18 protein-coding genes and 1 tRNA gene are annotated in these 18617 nt (G+C 35.4%); 2 read left to right on the forward strand and 17 right to left on the reverse strand.

What is annotated here, in order from left to right:
* Positions 1-27: 27 nt before the first annotated feature.
* From ACJRPK_RS15315 to ACJRPK_RS15345, 7 genes are all read right to left on the reverse strand, one after another.
* Entirely contained in the window at positions 28-567 is a 540-nt protein-coding gene (locus ACJRPK_RS15315) for a helix-turn-helix domain-containing protein (protein ID WP_407141248.1), read from the reverse strand.
* Positions 568-1002: 435 nt separating this feature from the next.
* Positions 1003-1338, reverse strand: a complete 336-nt coding sequence (locus ACJRPK_RS15320; RefSeq protein WP_407141249.1) for a hypothetical protein — start codon at positions 1336-1338, stop codon at positions 1003-1005.
* Positions 1339-1471: 133 nt separating this feature from the next.
* The gene (locus ACJRPK_RS15325; RefSeq protein ID WP_407141251.1) at positions 1472-2263 is read right to left on the reverse strand and encodes a hypothetical protein; all 792 of its coding nucleotides are present in this window, start codon (positions 2261-2263) and stop codon (positions 1472-1474) included.
* A gap of 32 nt (positions 2264-2295) precedes the next feature.
* Positions 2296-3183, reverse strand: coding sequence for a YitT family protein (locus ACJRPK_RS15330; RefSeq protein ID WP_407141252.1), 888 nt, complete (start codon positions 3181-3183; stop codon positions 2296-2298).
* Positions 3184-3191: 8 nt separating this feature from the next.
* Complete coding sequence (locus ACJRPK_RS15335; RefSeq protein WP_407141254.1) at positions 3192-3512, reverse strand: hypothetical protein; 321 nt, start codon at positions 3510-3512, stop codon at positions 3192-3194.
* Between the two features lie 11 nt (positions 3513-3523).
* Positions 3524-4360, reverse strand: coding sequence for an RsiV family protein (locus ACJRPK_RS15340; RefSeq protein ID WP_407141256.1), 837 nt, complete (start codon positions 4358-4360; stop codon positions 3524-3526).
* A 251-nt stretch (positions 4361-4611) separates the two neighbouring features.
* Positions 4612-5526 carry a LysR family transcriptional regulator gene (locus ACJRPK_RS15345; protein ID WP_407141258.1) on the reverse strand — a complete coding sequence of 305 codons (915 nt, stop codon included), beginning with the start codon at positions 5524-5526 and terminating at the stop codon, positions 4612-4614.
* 108 nt (positions 5527-5634) lie between these two features.
* Here ACJRPK_RS15345 and ACJRPK_RS15350 point away from each other — a divergent pair, with 108 nt between their 5' ends.
* Positions 5635-6084 (forward strand): hypothetical protein, encoded by a 450-nt coding sequence (locus ACJRPK_RS15350; protein ID WP_407141260.1) that lies wholly within the window; start codon positions 5635-5637, stop codon positions 6082-6084.
* A 56-nt stretch (positions 6085-6140) separates the two neighbouring features.
* Positions 6141-6920: a prohibitin family protein gene (locus ACJRPK_RS15355; RefSeq protein WP_407141261.1), complete on the forward strand. Its 780-nt coding sequence runs from the start codon at positions 6141-6143 to the stop codon at positions 6918-6920.
* Between the two features lie 570 nt (positions 6921-7490).
* On the opposite strand, the gene ACJRPK_RS15360 is transcribed toward ACJRPK_RS15355, so the two are convergent.
* The 10 genes from ACJRPK_RS15360 to mraY all read right to left on the reverse strand — a co-directional run bounded on the left by ACJRPK_RS15360 (position 7491) and on the right by mraY (position 18593).
* Positions 7491-7564, reverse strand: a tRNA-Arg gene (locus ACJRPK_RS15360).
* A 13-nt stretch (positions 7565-7577) separates the two neighbouring features.
* Positions 7578-8030 carry a GatB/YqeY domain-containing protein gene (locus tag ACJRPK_RS15365; RefSeq protein WP_407141426.1) on the reverse strand — a complete coding sequence of 151 codons (453 nt, stop codon included), beginning with the start codon at positions 8028-8030 and terminating at the stop codon, positions 7578-7580.
* A 108-nt stretch (positions 8031-8138) separates the two neighbouring features.
* The gene (ftsZ, locus tag ACJRPK_RS15370; protein WP_407141263.1) at positions 8139-10139 is read right to left on the reverse strand and encodes a cell division protein FtsZ; all 2001 of its coding nucleotides are present in this window, start codon (positions 10137-10139) and stop codon (positions 8139-8141) included.
* 78 nt (positions 10140-10217) lie between these two features.
* A complete protein-coding gene (gene ftsA, locus ACJRPK_RS15375; protein ID WP_407141265.1) occupies positions 10218-11573 on the reverse strand; it encodes a cell division protein FtsA in 1356 nt (451 codons plus the stop codon).
* Between the two features lie 5 nt (positions 11574-11578).
* Complete coding sequence (locus ACJRPK_RS15380) at positions 11579-12295, reverse strand: cell division protein FtsQ/DivIB (protein ID WP_407141266.1); 717 nt, start codon at positions 12293-12295, stop codon at positions 11579-11581.
* A complete protein-coding gene (gene murC / locus ACJRPK_RS15385; protein WP_407141267.1) occupies positions 12292-13638 on the reverse strand; it encodes a UDP-N-acetylmuramate--L-alanine ligase in 1347 nt (448 codons plus the stop codon). Before murC ends, ACJRPK_RS15380 begins: the two co-directional genes overlap by 4 nt.
* A gap of 1 nt (position 13639) precedes the next feature.
* On the reverse strand, positions 13640-14752 hold the full coding sequence (murG, locus tag ACJRPK_RS15390; RefSeq protein WP_407141268.1) for an undecaprenyldiphospho-muramoylpentapeptide beta-N-acetylglucosaminyltransferase: 1113 nt from the start codon (positions 14750-14752) through the stop codon (positions 13640-13642).
* Positions 14749-15960: an FtsW/RodA/SpoVE family cell cycle protein gene (locus tag ACJRPK_RS15395; protein WP_148781483.1), complete on the reverse strand. Its 1212-nt coding sequence runs from the start codon at positions 15958-15960 to the stop codon at positions 14749-14751. Before ACJRPK_RS15395 ends, murG begins: the two co-directional genes overlap by 4 nt.
* A gap of 31 nt (positions 15961-15991) precedes the next feature.
* Positions 15992-17341 carry a UDP-N-acetylmuramoyl-L-alanine--D-glutamate ligase gene (murD, locus tag ACJRPK_RS15400; protein WP_407141270.1) on the reverse strand — a complete coding sequence of 450 codons (1350 nt, stop codon included), beginning with the start codon at positions 17339-17341 and terminating at the stop codon, positions 15992-15994.
* A 19-nt stretch (positions 17342-17360) separates the two neighbouring features.
* Positions 17361-18593 carry a phospho-N-acetylmuramoyl-pentapeptide-transferase gene (mraY, locus tag ACJRPK_RS15405; protein ID WP_407141272.1) on the reverse strand — a complete coding sequence of 411 codons (1233 nt, stop codon included), beginning with the start codon at positions 18591-18593 and terminating at the stop codon, positions 17361-17363.
* Positions 18594-18617 lie beyond the last annotated feature (24 nt).

The raw sequence follows: 18617 nt of genomic DNA on the forward strand, positions 1-18617 counted from the left end.
CAATACCACGACAACATTGTGACAGCCCTAGATAACATTAAAACTTAAGTGAATTCTAAGCTTTTTTTGCTTATCAATTGCCGCTGTATTTCTAAGTATAATAAATACATTAATTAACACTAACAAAATCATAACAAGTATTGTAAATTCATTACCGGCACCAATCCATTTTTTTAAAAAAATACTTAGCATAAAAGTGATAATAGCAACTATCGTATATACGATTTGTAACGAAACAATTTGTCTGGTTAGAGGATTAAACTGCTTTACGAGAAACATGATTACTAACGGAAGTACAATGTTGGCCGGGGGCAAAAACGTAACCACTACTGAAGATAAATTGATGACTTTTATCCAAGTATAATTTGTAGTGTCTGGTAGCTCGCGAGTACTAAGTAGCTCATTCACTTCACTGTCAAGTGCTTTTGCCAGAGCTTTCAAGGTGTGTCCTTTGGGCTCCACACCCGATTCAATTCGCTGTATCGTTCTAATTGACAGTCCTGACTTAGTCGCTAACTCTTCTTGTGTTAAGTTTAGGTGTTCTCGTTTTCTTTTTAGCTTAGACATTTTATTCCTATGAATTCTACTGTGTTTTCAATCTTAAATGTGTTTATTGTAAGATAAAACGCTTGTTTTTCATCTTCCATTAGATAATAACTAGCTATTAATCACTGTACGTTTGTTTACAGGAAAAAGATATGTTATAGTTATACCACTAAACTACAAAGATTTTGTAAAAGATGTTGAAGTATCTCTTCAGGTTTTATTGCACTACCAAACTTAGATAAAAGGATAGTTTTGGCTGCAAGGAGTTGCATTTTCTAAAGAATCATCTCATGTGATCGCTGCCCTCTATTTTCTTTATAATCATAGTAAAAAAGTTTTTGAACGAGTCTGATAGAAAACTAGCTACGAGTAGAAATTTTTCCTGATGGACGCTACCAATAACAAACTAAAACCATCTTTAGTTCAAATATATATTGAATACGTGACTATAAAAAATTATCTAGCGTTTTTGGACTTATTCTGTTCGCTGTAGCTTTCGAGTGATAAAGCAAACTGCATTAGCTCCATATCTGCATGTATTCCATAATTACTACTTAAACACCCTTTGAGGCCATCATTGCAAGCAATCAAAAATAAAATGGAAGCGTCACTAGGGTCACTTAACCCTTCATGTCTGGAATACGATACTAATAAACAGTCGTGTTTGCTGTATCCTTTACCTGATTCCCGATTATAGATCATATCATCTTTGAATAAAAAATCTACGGTAAATCCCTGATTTTTTGCTGTCTGGATATCCTCAAGAAGTGTTTTATATGGTGATAGTTTCATGATTATTTAATTTCAAATTATATAAAAATACAGCTGATACTCGACTAAATATTGGTCATCTTTTGTTACAAATAAATTGAAATAACAATTTCGGAAATAAAAAATCGGTGAGGGCTTTTAAGGAAATGTGACCTTATCTAAAAATGATGTTATCGCAGGTTTCGAGATTCAATCTCTTTATAATTAATTGCACTACCTCCTCCGGATTTCTTGCAGCACCTAATTTTTCTTCATTCAAAAACAGTTCATTACTTTTGCTTTCCCAAATAAAAGTATTTCCACCAGATTTAATGATCCTGTTTTTGTCATTGGATGTAATCCGAAAGGCTTCAAACTTATGATCATATTTTACCCCTGCAGGATAATATAGCTCTGTTACAAACTGAGTATTTCCTTTTTCAAAAACATGACACACGCAATCTCCAATATCCTTACGTTCAGAAACCCGGACCATGTTATTCTGAATGATTTTCCACTGCCCTTTTTGTAAAGAAGCAACAATATTCATAAGAATTGTTCCTTTTTCTGCGATTTTATCGTCTATTAAAGATTCGAAGTCCAGTAATACAGAAAGGGTTCCTGCGGTTTCCTTCTGTACATTATACAGAACTTTATTCATCTCTAATTTCAGACTATAATTACTATCTTCTAAGATATCATTTAATTGAATTTTAATATCACCTTTAGTGTAACTTTTCTTTACAATAGCACCTGACAGCTTAACATACGTTGTATTTCCCAAGTACTGTTCACTATAGAGATTTAAAACTTTTTCAGCGGTATTATCCTTTTCCAACGAGTTCATATACTTTATATAGGATGCTACGATTTCGATCACAGGATCAGAGGTAACTGCACTCTTTGCAGATACGGTTTTACATAACAAAGTGACCATACAGCATAGTAAAATATAAGATTTTTTCATAGTTTTTACGTTTTAGAATTATAAGACATAACTTACTTATTTTTAGAAAGGTATCTTCTTAAAACACCTCCTTTAATGTGATTTACATCATATTCAATAACAAAAGCGTTAGGGTCAATCTGATCGATAATCTTATTAATCTTCCCAATCTCGATTCGGTTTATAATGGTATGGATTACTTCAAAATTTTGAGTCTTTCCTTGCTTGCCATATCCATGAACTGCGTTAAACACAGTCAAACCTGATCCTAACCTAGTTGTAATAGCTTCTTTGACCTGATCATATTTTTTAGAGACGATCATCACTCCAATGAAATTTTCGAATCCCTCAATAGTGAGGTCTGTTATTTTAGCAGTAACTAAAAATGCCAAAATAGAATACATAGCAGTTTCTTTTGAAACAATGATCGCCGTAATAATAAAGAGTATAGAATTAAAAAATAAGGTCACTTTTCCTATACCTAAACCAAAATGTCTATTAAGATAAATCCCTAAAATTTCGGATCCATCCAGAACGGCTTCATTTTTTATTGTTATTCCTATTCCTAAACCTAAAAAGAGGCCTCCAAAAATTGAAGTCAATAGTTTATCACTCGTGACTACTTCAAAATTTTCAAACTGAATAAAAACTGCAAAACTAATGATACTGATTAAAGATTTAAAAACCATATATTTAGAAATGGTGAAATACGCTAAAATCAGAAACGGAATACTAAGCAGTAGCAATACAATGGATATATTAATATCAAATAAGCTGTTCAATAAGATTGCGATACCAGTAACACCACCATCCAGAAAACCATTAGGTAAAAGAAAAGCCTTTAATCCAATACTAGCTAATAGTACGCCCAACGCAATTTGTATACACTCATAAAAACTTTGCGCAATTTGATCTCTATGGGTGGAAGTGTGTTTATTCATTTTATTTTTTATTCAAAAACAGTTATATAATCTGCTATGGCATCCGACTGTATTGGATCCATCTGTATGATCGGGATCGAATACAGAATAGGCATATTAGAGTGGTATATCTCTCTAAGGCGATCGTTTAAGTTATTGAATTGCAAAGACCTTATAATTCCTGAAACCACGGTCTTCTTTGATCGGCTTGTTTGGTTTTTAACATCAATTTTAGCTTCAATATAGTTTTCAATGATCATCGCCGTCAAAAGATATTTCCCTCTTAATAAAAATTCTATAATTTCATCAGCTTGCGATTTTCCCTCCGGGATAATAAACACTTTAACCATCGTATTTCGATTTAAGATTTATAGCTGGATATCTCTAAATTTTTCGATTTTAAAATTTGGGATAGTTCCTCTAACGGTATTTCAAGAAAGTAGTTCCCAGAATACGTAGGGCACACCGTGCAGTCATTAAAATAGAATTTTATATTAGTGGATTCAATAACAAAATTACTTTTAAATTCTTCAAATTTATCCTGAGTCAACTCCCAACAATCATAGAAAGAATCTTGCCCTCTTATTCTTGCTTGTAGCTCTTGATTTAGTTTAAATAGTAAGAAATCTTCACTATTATTCTTAAATAAATTGTTATAAGTAAGAAACGCACCTTTTTTTAAGTCATAATTTAAACCTTTGAACATAAATGAATTATGATGTTCATCTTCGTAGTAATTTGTTTTATACAAAAGAATGCTCAAGAAGCGATCGTTCTTGGTATAAATTTTATAATCAATATTTCTTCTCCTTCTTTCTGCATTTTGATACAAGGGATCACAAGATAGTTCATCATTTTGAAGTACTTGCTGGATGGATTTATCTGTTTTTAAATAATTTTCTTGTATAAAAGAATTGAAATTACTGAACAAGGGATTATAGCGTTCGTCTAAGTGAGGATATTTATAATCAAGTATCAAACTACTTTCAGCTGCATAGAATTTTTTAGTACTAAGAAAGTTATTGCCAATCACTTGATCCTTTTTGCCAGACCACTCTCCAGACTCGGTTTTAGCGTGTTTATCAGCTGTTGCTACTCTATTATTAATTTGGTCCAAAGAGCCTAAGCGAGTATCATTAAACTCTGATTTACAGGATAAAAGGAGGGTTATTGTTGCTATAAAAATAATCTTTTCCATTTTAATAGATTTTAAGTGTTCGTATATTTTAATGCAAACTTCTACAAAATGTTTTATATATTTTTATTTATATTTACAATACTTAACATAAAATAAATTTATGATAAATTCTAAACTAAGCATTACTATTTCCTAATCTGGGTATATTAATCTGAATAGGGAGATCTATAATATTTGCTCCTAAAAAAACAAGCTAACACCCAGAATACCTTATAAATAGAAATAGTTCCATACAAACTCGTGATGACTGATTATAGAGTATTGAATCTTTTTTCTATTACTAAATTCTTTTCTTGTCTCAAATACTCAAGAAAAGCAGAGGCAACCAACGAGAACTTTTTATTTTTGAGCCAAATCATATGCCAGGTAGATTTAATGGGAAATCCTTTTACGGGAATAATTTGTAAGTGACCTGCTTTAAGTTCATTTCGTATTCCTATTAATGGCATAATAGAATATCCAAGTCCCGAAATAACGGCTTGCTTGACAGCTTCATTAGAGGTGAGTTCCATTTTTTTACTTACGGGGAGATTGTTCTTTTCAATAAATCGTTCCATCGTGTATCTGGTTCCAGATCCCTGCTCACGATAAATTAAAGGAAATTCTGAAAAAATGGATGTATCGTAGGGGCCCTCTTTAAAGCTTTTATCCTTATTACCAACTAAAAATAGTTGGTTCTCCATCAATTCAATTTTTTCAATTTGAAGTTTATCGGGAAGTACAGATACTAATGAAAAATCTACAGTATTTTTTTCTAAACTACTAACGACTTTAGCTTTATTTGTTACATCAAGAATCAATTCAATCTCTTTATGTTGATTCATAAAATCAGATAGGAAATAAGGCATAATATATTTTCCGGTTGATACAACAGAAATTTTTAATACTCCTGATAATTTACCTTGATATGCCAAGGCCTTATAATTTATTTCTTTTACTTCTTCTAAAATTTTCTTTGCGGCTTGTGCTATTTCTTTTCCGAAATCAGTGACATATAATTTTCTTCCTATCACTTCTGTCAAAGGAATGGGAAATTGGTCTTGAAAATTTCTCAGTTGAATAGAAACCGCTGGTTGTGTAAGATGTAGCTCTTCAGAAGCTTTTGTTATACTCTGCTTTTCAACTATTTTGGAAAAAATATGCAATTGATGCAATGTGTAGTTCATAAAACAATTTTATATTAATCATTATAAATATAAATAAAAATAAATGAACTTTATTCTTTAATTTAGAATAATGAAAAATGGTTTTCAGGTAATTTAAAAACATACAAGATGAAAAAGGTATATAGCTTCTGGACGATATGTGTAGTTACGATCATGATTACTTACGGTAATATTCCCAATAATGAATTTACCCAAAACTCAAATATATGCAACGACAGTTTATTTCAGTTCAACGAACATAGACATGATGCTAATTTAAAATATGAGTTTGTCAACCATATAAAATTTAAAAAGATCGTATACTTTGTCAGTATCGAGTTAAGAATTTCTGAATCCAGTATTTCGACACTACTTAATTCTAAAATCAAAAAAGAATTAGATAAAATTAAAGCTCAAGATGATCATTTAAATAATTTACTCACTAAGAAGCGTTCTCAGTATCAATTATATAAAGTTGCTCTATTCGGACAAGCAACAAACCCGGTAAATATAGCCACAAACCCACATAAACTACAACCTCCAAGAATAGAAGGTGTTGGCCTTAGACTTAGATTTTAAAAATATTTTCAAAAGGTTAACAAATAATGAGTATGTAAATAAAAAAAATGATAGCTATGAAAACTAAAATTCTTCTTCTAATTGGGTTCTTGGGATTATACACCAATTGTGCAGTAATACGTCCCGGCGAAGCTGGGGTAAAACAAACGCTGGGTAAATTCTCAGATAAAGTTTCTACTCAAGGCACTATATTGTATAATCCTTTGATAAGCAAAGTAATCAAAGAATCGACACAGACTAATAATATAAAACTTATTCTTAGTCTACCGAGTAAAGAGGGACTTAGCGTAAACTCTGAGATCTCAATTCTATACCGTTTAGAACAAAACAAAATACCCTCGGTATTAGAAAATTTGGGTCAGGGATATGAATCCATAATCACCAGTGTTTTCAGATCTGCTTCTTCTGATGTGTGTGCGCAATTCTTTGCTAAGGATATGCATTCAGGCATGCGTGCGAAAATAGAGGAAGAGATAAAATTTAAAATGGAAGAAAATCTCAAAAAACAAGCTGATGGTATCGAGCTTATTGCTGTTCTAATGAAACGAATACAATTACCCAGAGGATTGGCTAATTCTATTGAACGAAAGTTACAAGCAGAACAAGATGCCATGCGAATGGAGTTTGTAATACAGCAGGAAAAATTGGAAGCTGAGAGAAAAGTAATTAGCGCTGAAGGTGAAAGAAACGCTCAAAAAATACTTTCTGAAGGATTGACACAAGAAATAATCAAAATTCGAAGTATAGAGGCTTTCAACAAATTATCTGAATCTCCCAATAGCAAGGTAATCATTACTGATGGAAAAACACCTCTATTGATCGATTCCGGAGAATAGAAAAAGAATTGTCAACTCAGTATCGGCTTATATTCTATTCAAAAAACATGTTCAAAAGATGTCTTAAAAGTTAGATTTAAGATGTTTTAAAAGGATTATGAATTTTATAATTCAATTGTAGCGGTAGTGTCAAAAAATTGTAAACTTCTCCTTATAGTGTGAAAGATACCAATGTTCAATTATTCAAAAACAATGTTTGAAATGAGTTTACTACCGTAATCAGTAAGATTAAAACATTTGACCACAGAGAGATTAACTATCGTTGACCTCTCTGTGTGTCTTTTTGCAAACCTGCCAGCAAGAAAATAGAAGACCACAAGTTATCGTTCTGGTTCTTTATTTGGTTCTCTGATTTTAGTAACCACGAGGTGACTAACTAATGTTGGTTCCTTTCAACATACGATTGCAGATAAAAAAGCTTTCTTTCTTATTACTGGATTCACTACGTTGATCCCTGCAACGCTCCGCGTTGAAAATCACAAAAAGAATTACTTAGCTATCTTCAAAAAAAGAAGCGAGCTTCATTTTTTGAAACTCGCTTCGCAATTCACCTTTTTTGTGATTTATTCGTGACCGCGGAGGGATTCAAACCCCCAACCCTCAGAGCCGAAATCTGATGCGCTATTCAGTTGCGCCACGCGGCCTAATATTTTGTTTTTAAGATAATTTTGCTTTTACTATTGTTGAGATCGTTTTACCATCTGCTTTACCCGTTAGTTGTGCATTTGCCCGCCCCATTACTTTACCCATATCCTTCATACCTTCTGCACCGGTTTTTGCAATGATATCCTCCACAACCTTCTCTATTTCAGCCTCGCTCAACTGCTCAGGCAAAAATTGAGAAATCACTTCGGCTTGTGCCAGTTCTGGTTCAGCCAAATCATTTCTATGCTGCTCTGTAAAAATTGCTGCGCTGTCCTTACGTTGTTTTACTAATTTTTGAAGTAATTTTAATTCTTCACCATCAGATAATGTCTCCTTGTTAGATCCACTTTCCGTTTTCGCTAATAAAATGGCAGATTTTATCGCACGTAATGACGTTAATGCGTTTGTATCTTTGGCTTTCATTGCCTCTTTCATTGCTGTCATTACTTTTTGCTCTAAACTCATGATGATAATTACTTTTAAACTAATTATTATTGGAATGCGAAGATAAAAAATAAACCGATATTCTAAAGGTAGAATATCGGTTATCTGCATTTTTTTACAAATGCTGAGTTAGTCCACATTATCATGAAGAAACGAATTGTTTCTTCGTAGTTGTATCTCATCATTTTCATCGGTCCCCAGACTTGTGCGTGACAAGCCTGAAGCATCCGGTCGTGAGTCTACATCTATGCCAGCTCTTTTATAAGCCGGTTCCTTCTCGATCTCCTCTATATTGGAGCTATTTCTGAATTTATAATTAAATTCTTTCATTTTTGCACGTCGTTCTGCAGCACGCGCTCTTAAGGTTTCTGAAATTGGTTGATCGACGGGATCTACGTTTTCTGTACTGGCTTTCTCCTCCGGTTCTTGTGTAATAGTTTTCTTTTCGAACACTATCTCTTCATCTTCTTCAAGAACTTGAGCTGCTGGTTTAGCTTCGGACAAACGTTTCTCCTCTTCCATATAGTCTTCAAGACTATACTTGCGCACCTCATTATGCTGCATCTCTGGCGTAGGTACAACTTCTATCGGATCGTTGACTTCAACATTTAAAATATCATCTGTTAAATCAAAAACAATTGGTTTTTCATCCTCAACTTGTCTCTTAATCTCAGTATGGGGTGTTTCCTTAGGCTCTTCAACCGATTTCTTATCTTGCTGTACAGGCATATCAAAAGCCAATGTAAATTGATCTTCCTTGCTCTGCTCTGCCTCTAATTCTTCTCTAGCATCTTTTGCATCATTCACTTCAATTTGATTGATAATATCTTGTGCATTGATAATTACAAAATCATCATCCTTAGAAAAAGGTCGTACCACCTCGTAATCCACGTCGATATTTTTCAAGAATTCTGTAGTTGGTATATATTCAGATTTGTTATTATTTTTCTTAGGCTCGTCTTCTTCGAGTAATGTATGTTTAATAATAGGATCTGGTTTCACTTCTTCCTTCTTGGGGAGCGGTGCATATATTGGGGTACTATTACTTGTTGATTTAGGAGTGAGATTTTGTGTTAATGCGCGTTGCTCATCATCCAGGGTATGGATAATCTTTTTAGTTTCAGTATTAACGATCTCATCTTGTTGCTCTACATTAAAACCAGTCGCAATAACAGTTACTGAAATAGCATCTTCTAACGATTCATCCTCTCCTACACCCATGATGATATTAGCTCCATGTCCTGCTTCTTGCTGTATATGATCATTGATTTCTCCTATCTCATCAATAGTAATTTCTTCTTTACCAGAAACAATAAGCAACAATACGTTTTTAGCCCCGGTAATCTTGTTATCATTTAATAAAGGTGAATCCAGCGCTTTCACAATAGCATCATGAGCACGTTTGGCACCAGAGGCATTAGCAGAGCCCATTATTGCCGTACCACTATTGCTTAGTACTGTTTTAGCATCACGTAAGTCAATATTTTGAGTATAATGATGCGTTATTACTTCGGCAATACCTCTAGAGGCCGTTGCCAAAACTTCGTCTGCTTTGGAGAATCCAGCTTTAAAACCTAGGTTCCCGTATACTTCTCTTAATTTATTATTATTAATTACTACAAGAGAATCTACTTGAGCACGTAATTTTTCTACTCCTAATTGTGCCTGCTCGTTACGCATTCGGCCTTCAAACTGAAACGGAATCGTAACAATCCCGACAGTTAAAATATCCAACTCTCTTGCCATTTTGGCAATAATCGGAGCGGCTCCGGTACCGGTACCACCTCCCATTCCTGCAGTTATAAAAATCATCTTGGTATTTGTATCCAACATTCTTTTTATTTCTTCATAGCTCTCTACTGCAGCTTTTTCTCCCACTTCAGGATTAGCCCCTGCTCCTAACCCCTCGGTTAAGGAAACACCTAATTGTATTTTGTTAGGAATCGGACTGTTGTCTAATGCCTGTGAATCTGTGTTACAGATGACAAAATCTACTCCTTTAATTCCCTGCTGAAACATATGATTGATAGCATTGCTACCGCCTCCTCCAACACCAATCACTTTGATCACATTAGATTGATTCTTAGGCAAATCAAACGAAATATTTTCAAATTCTTCATTACTACTCATAACTGCTAATTTTATGGTTCTCTTACTTTTCTTTTCCTTTTTCTTCTTTCTTTTTTTTACCTTAAAAATTAAGGTTATCTATTCCGCATTATCCAAAAACTCTTTGAATTTTTCGGTCCATTTTTCCAGTATATTTCTACGTGGTTTAGAAATAGTTTCGGTAGCGACGGGTTCCTCATGATGTTCTGAATCCATCGTTTGTTCTGTCTCTGTCTGAACACTTTCCTGTGCCATTGCTTCTCTTGAATCTATAGCACGTTGCTTTTTGAGATGGGTCAAACTATCCATAACTAATCCTACTGCTGTAGCGTACATTGGACTTGTGGTCTCAGAATCGCTATCACCCGCCAAATGTTCGTTTGGATACCCGATTCGTGTATCCATACCAGTGATATATTCTACCAATTGTTTTAAATGCTTCAGCTGTGCTCCGCCACCGGTAAGTACGATCCCTGCAATTAATTTCTTTTTTGGGGATTCGTGTCCATAATTTTTGATCTCCAAAAATACCTGCTCTACAATTTCAACGACGCGTGCATGGATAATTTTGGATAAATTCTTTAAGGTGATTTCCTTTGGCTCTCTACCTCGAAGTCCTGGGATCGAAACGATTTCATTCTCCTTGTTCTCACCGGGCCAAGCGGATCCGAATTTGATTTTCAGCAACTCTGCCTGTTTCTCAATAATTGAGCATCCTTCTTTAATATCTTCAGTAATTACATTACCTCCAAACGGAATAACCGCTGTGTGGCGAATGATCCCATCCTTAAAAATGGCTAAATCTGTCGTTCCTCCACCTATATCAATAAGTGCGACTCCTGCTTCTTTCTCTTCCTGACTTAATACAGCATTTGCAGATGCCAAGGGCTCCAAGGTAACATCTGACAATTCTAACCCTGAACTTTTTACACAACGTCCGATGTTACGAATTGAGGTTACCTGACCAACCACTACATGAAAATTCGCTTCCAAACGACCTCCATACATACCCACCGGCTCTTTAATTTCGGCTTGACCATCAACTTTATATTCTTGTGGTAAAACATGTAAAATTTCTTCGCCCGGTAACATTACTAATTTATGCACTTGATTACAAAGTGTGTCTATATCATTTTCATCGATTACAGCATCAGCATTAGGCCGTGTGATATAATCACTATGCTGAAGACTTCTGATGTGCTGCCCGGCTATACCAACCGTTACTTTTTCTATTTTGACTCCCGAAACACTTTCAGCTTCTTGGACTGCTTGTTGTATTGATTGAATAGTCTGAGTTATATTATTTACTACCCCGCGGTGCACACCTAAACTTTTAGATTTCCCTACACCTAATACCTCCATCTTACCGTACTCATTGTACCGTCCGGCCATAGCAACAATCTTAGTTGTTCCTATATCTAGACCTACCGCTATTTCCTTTTCTACCTCTTTCATTGGTATTATTTTTTTGTACACACAACTTGATTATCAAACTGAAGGCTTACTTTTTTGTAAGCATTTAAAGTTTTGTCCTTTAATGCTTTTTGATAGAAAGCTTTAAAATTGTCAATTTTATTGTCTAACAGTTCAATTTTTCCTAAAACGATGGTAAACGTGTATACCCGCAATCCCATTTCGTATGCTCCTTCTTGATTTTTAGTTACGCTTACTATATGCTTTTTTAAAAAATCATCCTCCTGAATTTTAATCAGTAAAGGATAAATTTCTTTCACTTCTCTTTCAGACACGTTATAAATCATAGGTACGTGTGCTGCATGGTTTTTGGATAATGGCATCATCTCTCCTGTAGCATCTACATAAAAAGGTGTTGTTGCATTAATCCTAGCAATTGGGGTGCGTTGCTTTATTTTAACCTTAAGTTCTCCACTTACAGTTAGATACACATCTGAATTTTCTATCATACGGTGTGCATCCAATTCTTTTTCCACTATATTCAAAACTAAAGTTTCTTTACCCACGCTCGTCACTCCATCAGAATTTTGTATCAACAATTTATTAACCGTATTTTCATTGATGTATGGATTCTGTTCTTCGATAAATTCTATGCGTACTTTGTTAATAGTTCTTTCCTCATTTCGCTTTTTTGTAAAAGCAAATAAGACGATTATTAATGTCAACAATCCTACGTATTTCAAATAGTGCATTATTCTCTTCATACAAGCAGGGCTTTTCTAATTGATGCTACTTCAGCTCCTATATCTCCCGCCCCGATGGTAACAATGACATCGGCATCAGATGCTGTTATTTCTGAAATTAACTCATGTTTTGCTATTACTTTTTTCTTTTCACCTGTCATCATCCCTGCCAACCACTCTGATGTCACTCCAGGTATCGCAACTTCTCGTGCGGGATAGATATCTAATAATAATATTTCATCAAACAAGCTCAAACTATCAGCAAATGCCTGTGCAAAATCTCTTGTTCTGCTATACAGATGGGGTTGAAAAACACCCAACACCTTTTTATCTGGATGCATCTCTCGTACCGCTTGATGCAATGCACTAATCTCTGTAGGATGATGGGCATAATCATCAATAAGGATCTTATCTTCATTTTTAAGCTGATAGCTAAATCTACGCTGCACACCTTTAAATGTTGATAAAGCCTTTACCAATTTTTCGGTTGGGGAACCGTATAATAGTGCTATGGCAAAGGCTGTAATCGCATTCAATAGGTTGTGATTGCCCGGTAGTGTAAGCTCAATATTTTCTATGTATTCTGAAGGTGTTTTAAGGTCAAAAATATAAGTTCCATTATCAATACGAATGTTTTGTGCACTATAATCAGATGCATCGTTTAAACCAAACGTTAATCCCTTCAAGGACACCCCGGAAGCTACTAAAAGATGCTCTTTGGTTCTATTAGCAAATTCTATAAAAGACTGTTCTAGTTGACTCGCTTCCTCGTATATATCGAGATGATCAGCATCCATTGAGGTTATTGCTGCTATATCCGGATAAAGCTGTAAAAATGATCGATCAAACTCATCTGCTTCTACCACTACCACATCGTTTCCTTCCAGAATCAGATTGGAATTATAATTTTCACTTATACCGCCTAAAAACGCAGTAACTTTGGCGCCACTTGCTTTTAACAGATGTGCCAAAATTGCCGTTGTAGTAGTCTTCCCATGAGTACCAGCTACTGCAAGCGTATAGGTCCCTTTGGTTATTATTCCTAATACTTCAGCTCGTTTTTTCACATTGAAACCTTTTTCTTTAAAATAATTGAGTTGCACGTGGTCTTTGGGTACCGCTGGCGTGTAAACAACTAAAGTATCCTCTTTGTTCAAAAATTCCTGAGGCACACTAGCCACCAAGTCGTTAAATTGAATCGTTATCCCCAATTCCTGAAGCTCAGAAATAAGAGGCGTAGGTGTTTTATCGTATCCCGCAACTGCTTTTTCGCTAAACTTAAAGTATCTAGCCAATGCGCTCATCCCGATACCACCGATACCGATAAAATAAATGTTTTTTATATGATCTAAAGTAGTATTCATTTTACTTCTCGTCTCGCTTCTTTTCTATAATTTTTTCAACTTCATCCACAATCTCCATGGTTGCATTGGGCAGTGCTAACTTTTGTATTGCTCTACTTAAATTTTTCTGTAATTCGGGGTCTTCAACAAGACCAGTGATTGTTTTTTCGAACGCTGCGTCCAAATCCTTTTCTCTAATTAATAATGCTCCTTTTTGATCTACAATGGCTTGAGCATTTTTCGTTTGATGATCTTCAGCTACATTAGGCGACGGAATAAAAAGTGTCGGCTTGCCTACCAAACATAGTTCCGATACCGACCCAGCGCCTGCTCTTGACAGGATGATATCTGCACTCGCATAGGCTAAATCCATCGTCTCGATAAATTGATGCACCTGCACTTCATCCCGATCATTATACTTTTTATATTCTTCAAAATATAGCTTACCACATTGCCATACAATTTGAATATTTTTTTCTTTAAAAAAATCCAGTTTTGACTCAATCAGTTGATTTATTCTTCGCGCTCCTAAACTCCCGCCCAAAATCAATAACGTAGTTTTACCTGCCATTAAGCCATATACTTCTCGTCCTTTTTGCTGCTTCCCCTCCAAATTCAAAAGATCTTGACGCACCGGATTACCTGTTACTTGTATTTTCTCCTTCGGAAAAAATCGCTCCAAACGTGGATATGCCACACATATTCGATCCGCACTCTTTGCCAACCATTTATTTGTGATCCCAGGATACGAATTTTGTTCCTGCAGCAGCGTAGGCACATCAGCACTTGCTGCCATTCTTAATAATGGTCCGCTTGCAAAACCACCTGTTCCTATTGCTATATCAGGCTTGAATTTTTTGATTATTTTTTTGGATGTGAACAAACTACTCAGCAATTTAAATGGAAACATTAGATTACTCCATGTCAATTTACGTTGTACACCACTGATCCATAAACCTTTTATCGGATATCCCGCATTTGGCACCTTTTGCATCTCCATTCTATCCTTGGCCCCAACAAAAAGTATTTCAGCTTCAGGATAACGACGCTTAATTTCGTTTGCAATCGCAATTGCCGGATAGATATGTCCTCCCGTTCCGCCTCCTGATAATATGACTCTTGGTGCTGTTTTCATACCACTTCACTTAATATTTCCAGGGCATCCTTGTCATCAGAGCTCTCTTGCATCATATTTTCTTTTTCCAAAATCTCTTCTCGGTTGGAACTAACGCTTAACACAATTCCTATAGCTAAGCATGTCATCCATATAGAAGATCCACCACTACTAATCAAAGGTAATGTCTGCCCTGTTACCGGAAACAATTCTACAGCCACGGCCATATTAATAAATGCCTGAAAAACGATTGGCAACCCTACACCAATAACCAACAATTTGCCAAATACATCAGCACTTTTATGGGCTACAATTACAATTCTAAATAATAAAAGTGCATATAAAAGCATCAAGAACAAGCCTCCAAAAAGGCCCCATTCTTCTACTATGATCGCATATATAAAATCTGAAGAGGATTGCGGTAAGAAATTGCGTTGTACACTCTTACCCGGTCCTTTACCTAATAACTCTCCGCGGGCGATAGCAATTTTCGCTCGTTCAATTTGATAGTCTTCCTCGGTATCCGTATCATCTACAAAATTTTCGACGCGACTAACCCAAGTATCTACCCGGTTAGGAAAGACGCCAGGAAAAGCTTTGGCAAAAAGCACAAAAAAAGCTAACACGACAAATCCTGATCCTAATACTACTGTTATATACCGTAACGGATAGCCTCCCAGAAAAACCAGAACAATTACCATTGCAAACAAGATCGCAGCAGTTGAAAAGTTAGCTGGAAGAATCAGCATTAAAATAATGAAAACCGGTAGCCACAATGGCAATAAAGTTTCTTTAAAGGTAACTGACTTATCCTTAATTTTTGTCAAATATCGTGCTACAAAAGCCATCAAAACAACTGCCGACAAGGTAGACGTTTGAAAAGTAACACCCACAAACGGTAATCTAATCCATCGACTTGCATTCGCGCCTTCAATAGTGGTGTTTTGTGCCATTGTAAGTAAAAGCAGTATTACTATGACCGGAAGCATAATAATCGAGAGGCCTTTAAAATAGTGATAAGGAATTTTATGAACCCAATACATTATTCCGAAGCCAAGAGCTAGATGGGCAAAGTGTTTTACTAAGAAACCGAACGTATCACCATCCCCATATAAATATGCCAGATTGCTACTCGCACTATATACAGGTAGAAAGGAGAAGATCGCCAATAAAGCAGCAACCGCCCAAATCATTCTATCTCCCTTTATATTTCTAAGCACGCTTTTCATATAGCTACTTCTTAATTTTTACTTTAACCTCTTAAAGTTCTCTTACAGCTTCTTTGAACTGTCTTCCACGATCCTCGTAATTTGTAAACAAATCAAAGCTTGCACAAGCTGGTGACAAAAGCACATTATCGTTTCGCTCCGCCATTTTATATGCATATTGAACAGCCTCTTTCATTGATTGTGTTTCGACGATATTATCTACGCAATTCCCAAAAGCATTGATGATTTTACTATTGTCGACTCCCAAACAAATAATAGCTTTCACTTTTTCATTAATCAAGGCATACAATTCTGAATAGTCATTACCCTTATCTACACCTCCAACAATCCATATGGTCGATGATTTCATCGCATCTAAGGCATAAAATGTAGCATTCACATTGGTAGCTTTGGAATCATTGATATACTGAACATTATTTATTTTCAATACATTTTCTAGTCGATGCTCTACCCCATGGAAGTTCTCCAAACATTCTCTAATAGTATTCTTTCTAATACGTAAAAGTTGCGCAACTGTGGCTGCTGCCATGGCGTTTTTTACGTTGTGATTTCCTTTTAAAGCTAAATCTGCTGTTGGCATAATAAATTTCTTATTATTAACTGTTATTATAATATTTTCGTTTTCTAAATACGCTCCTTCTTCAATTCTGTTCTTGAGTGAAAATGGTAACAATTTTGATTGAACGGGATGTTTTTTTATATACTCGTTTATTACTTCATCATCTGCGTCATAAATGAAATAATCAGACGGAGTTTGATTCTTTACTATTCTAAATTTGGAAGCGATGTACTTGTTAAAGTCATTATCGTATCGATCCAAATGATCCGGCGTGATATTAGTAAGTATCGCTATGTGAGGGTTAAAATTCACAATACCATCCAGCTGAAAACTACTCAATTCAAGTACATAGTGTGATGCCTCATCATTAATTACTTCTTCTGCGAAGCTTTTGCCAATATTTCCTGCTGCTCTACTTTTTAAACCAGCACCTTTTAGCACATGATGTATTAAAGCAGTTGTGGTTGTTTTACCATTACTCCCTGTAATTCCAATCAACATCGCTTCTGTAAAAGGATAAGCAAATTCTATTTCAGAAATTACGGGAATATTCTTCTTTTTTAGCTGAACAACCAATGGTGCGCTATCCGGAATGCCCGGGCTTTTCATTATAATATCTGCGGAAAGAATGTGAGCTTCGGTATGTTGCTTTTCTTCCCATTCAATGTCAAAACGTCTAAGAACTTCTTTGCTTTCTCCGCGTATCTCTCCTCGATCAGAGACAAACACCTCAAATCCTTGTTTTTTTCCTAGTAATGCGGTTCCTACACCGCTTTCTCCGGCTCCTAACACTACTAATCGTTTATTCCCTCTTTCTTCCATCACTCAACACTATTACCCGTTACCTCACTTTTAACGTTACTACAGTGAGGATCGCCAAAAAAATACCAATAATCCAGAAGCGAGCAACTATTTTGCTTTCATGAATACCACGTTTCTGATAGTGATGATGCAATGGAGACATTAAAAAGATTCTTCTTCCATCACCAAACTTCTTTTTGGTATACTTGAACCATCCTACTTGCATCATTACAGATAATGTTTCAATAAAGAAAATTCCGCAAAGCACAGGTATTAAAAACTCTTTACGTGTAGCAATTGCCAACACTGCAATAATTCCACCAATGGTCAAACTACCGGTATCCCCCATAAATACTTGTGCAGGATAGGTGTTATACCACAAAAACCCAACAAGTGCTCCTGCAAATGCTGTGATAAAAACTGTCATTTCTCCCGAGTTTGGGATATACATCACATTGAGGTAATCAGAAAAAATTATGTTTCCTGAAACCCATGCAAAAAGCGCCAGAGTTAACACAATAATTGCCGAAGAACCTGCAGCTAAACCGTCAATACCATCGGTAAGGTTAGCGCCATTTGACACGGCTGTAATAATAAAAATCACAAACGGTATAAAGATCAGCCAGGCATATTTGGCTAAATCAGGACTAATCCAAGTAATTAAATCAGCATAATCAAATTCATTATTTTTAAAAAAAGGAATTGTAGTTTTGGTAGATTTTTGCGCCGGCTCAAATTCTGGCGCATCTTTTCCGACAGCTACAACCTCCTCAATACCAGGTTTTGTAATTTCTTCTTTTACAGTAATATCATTATGAAAATACATAGTACAACCTACGATCAAGCCCAATCCCACTTGACCAATGACCTTGAATTTACCTGCTAATCCTTCTTTATCCTTACGTTTAATTTTGAGATAATCATCGGTAAAACCAATTATCCCCATCCATACCGTGGTAACAATCAATAAAATCACATAAATATTATCCAATTTTGCCAATAATAGTACGGGAACAAGCGTTGCCATTATAATAATAAGACCTCCCATTGTCGGTGTCCCTGCTTTTTCCATTTGACCTTCTAAACCTAGCTCGCGAATACTCTCTCCCATTTGTCTACGCTGCAAAAACCGTATAATACGCTTTCCATAAATAGTAGAAATCAATAGAGATAAAATGATAGCCATCGCTGCTCTGAACGTTAGAAACTGAAACAAAGTTGCACCAGGAAACTGGTACTCACTTTCTAGATATTCGAAGAGATAGTATAACATAGTTCGTCGTTTAATCCTCTATGA

Source organism: Aquimarina sp. 2-A2 (genome assembly GCF_045505135.1).
In the GTDB taxonomy this organism is placed as follows: Bacteria; Bacteroidota; Bacteroidia; order Flavobacteriales; family Flavobacteriaceae; genus Aquimarina; species Aquimarina intermedia.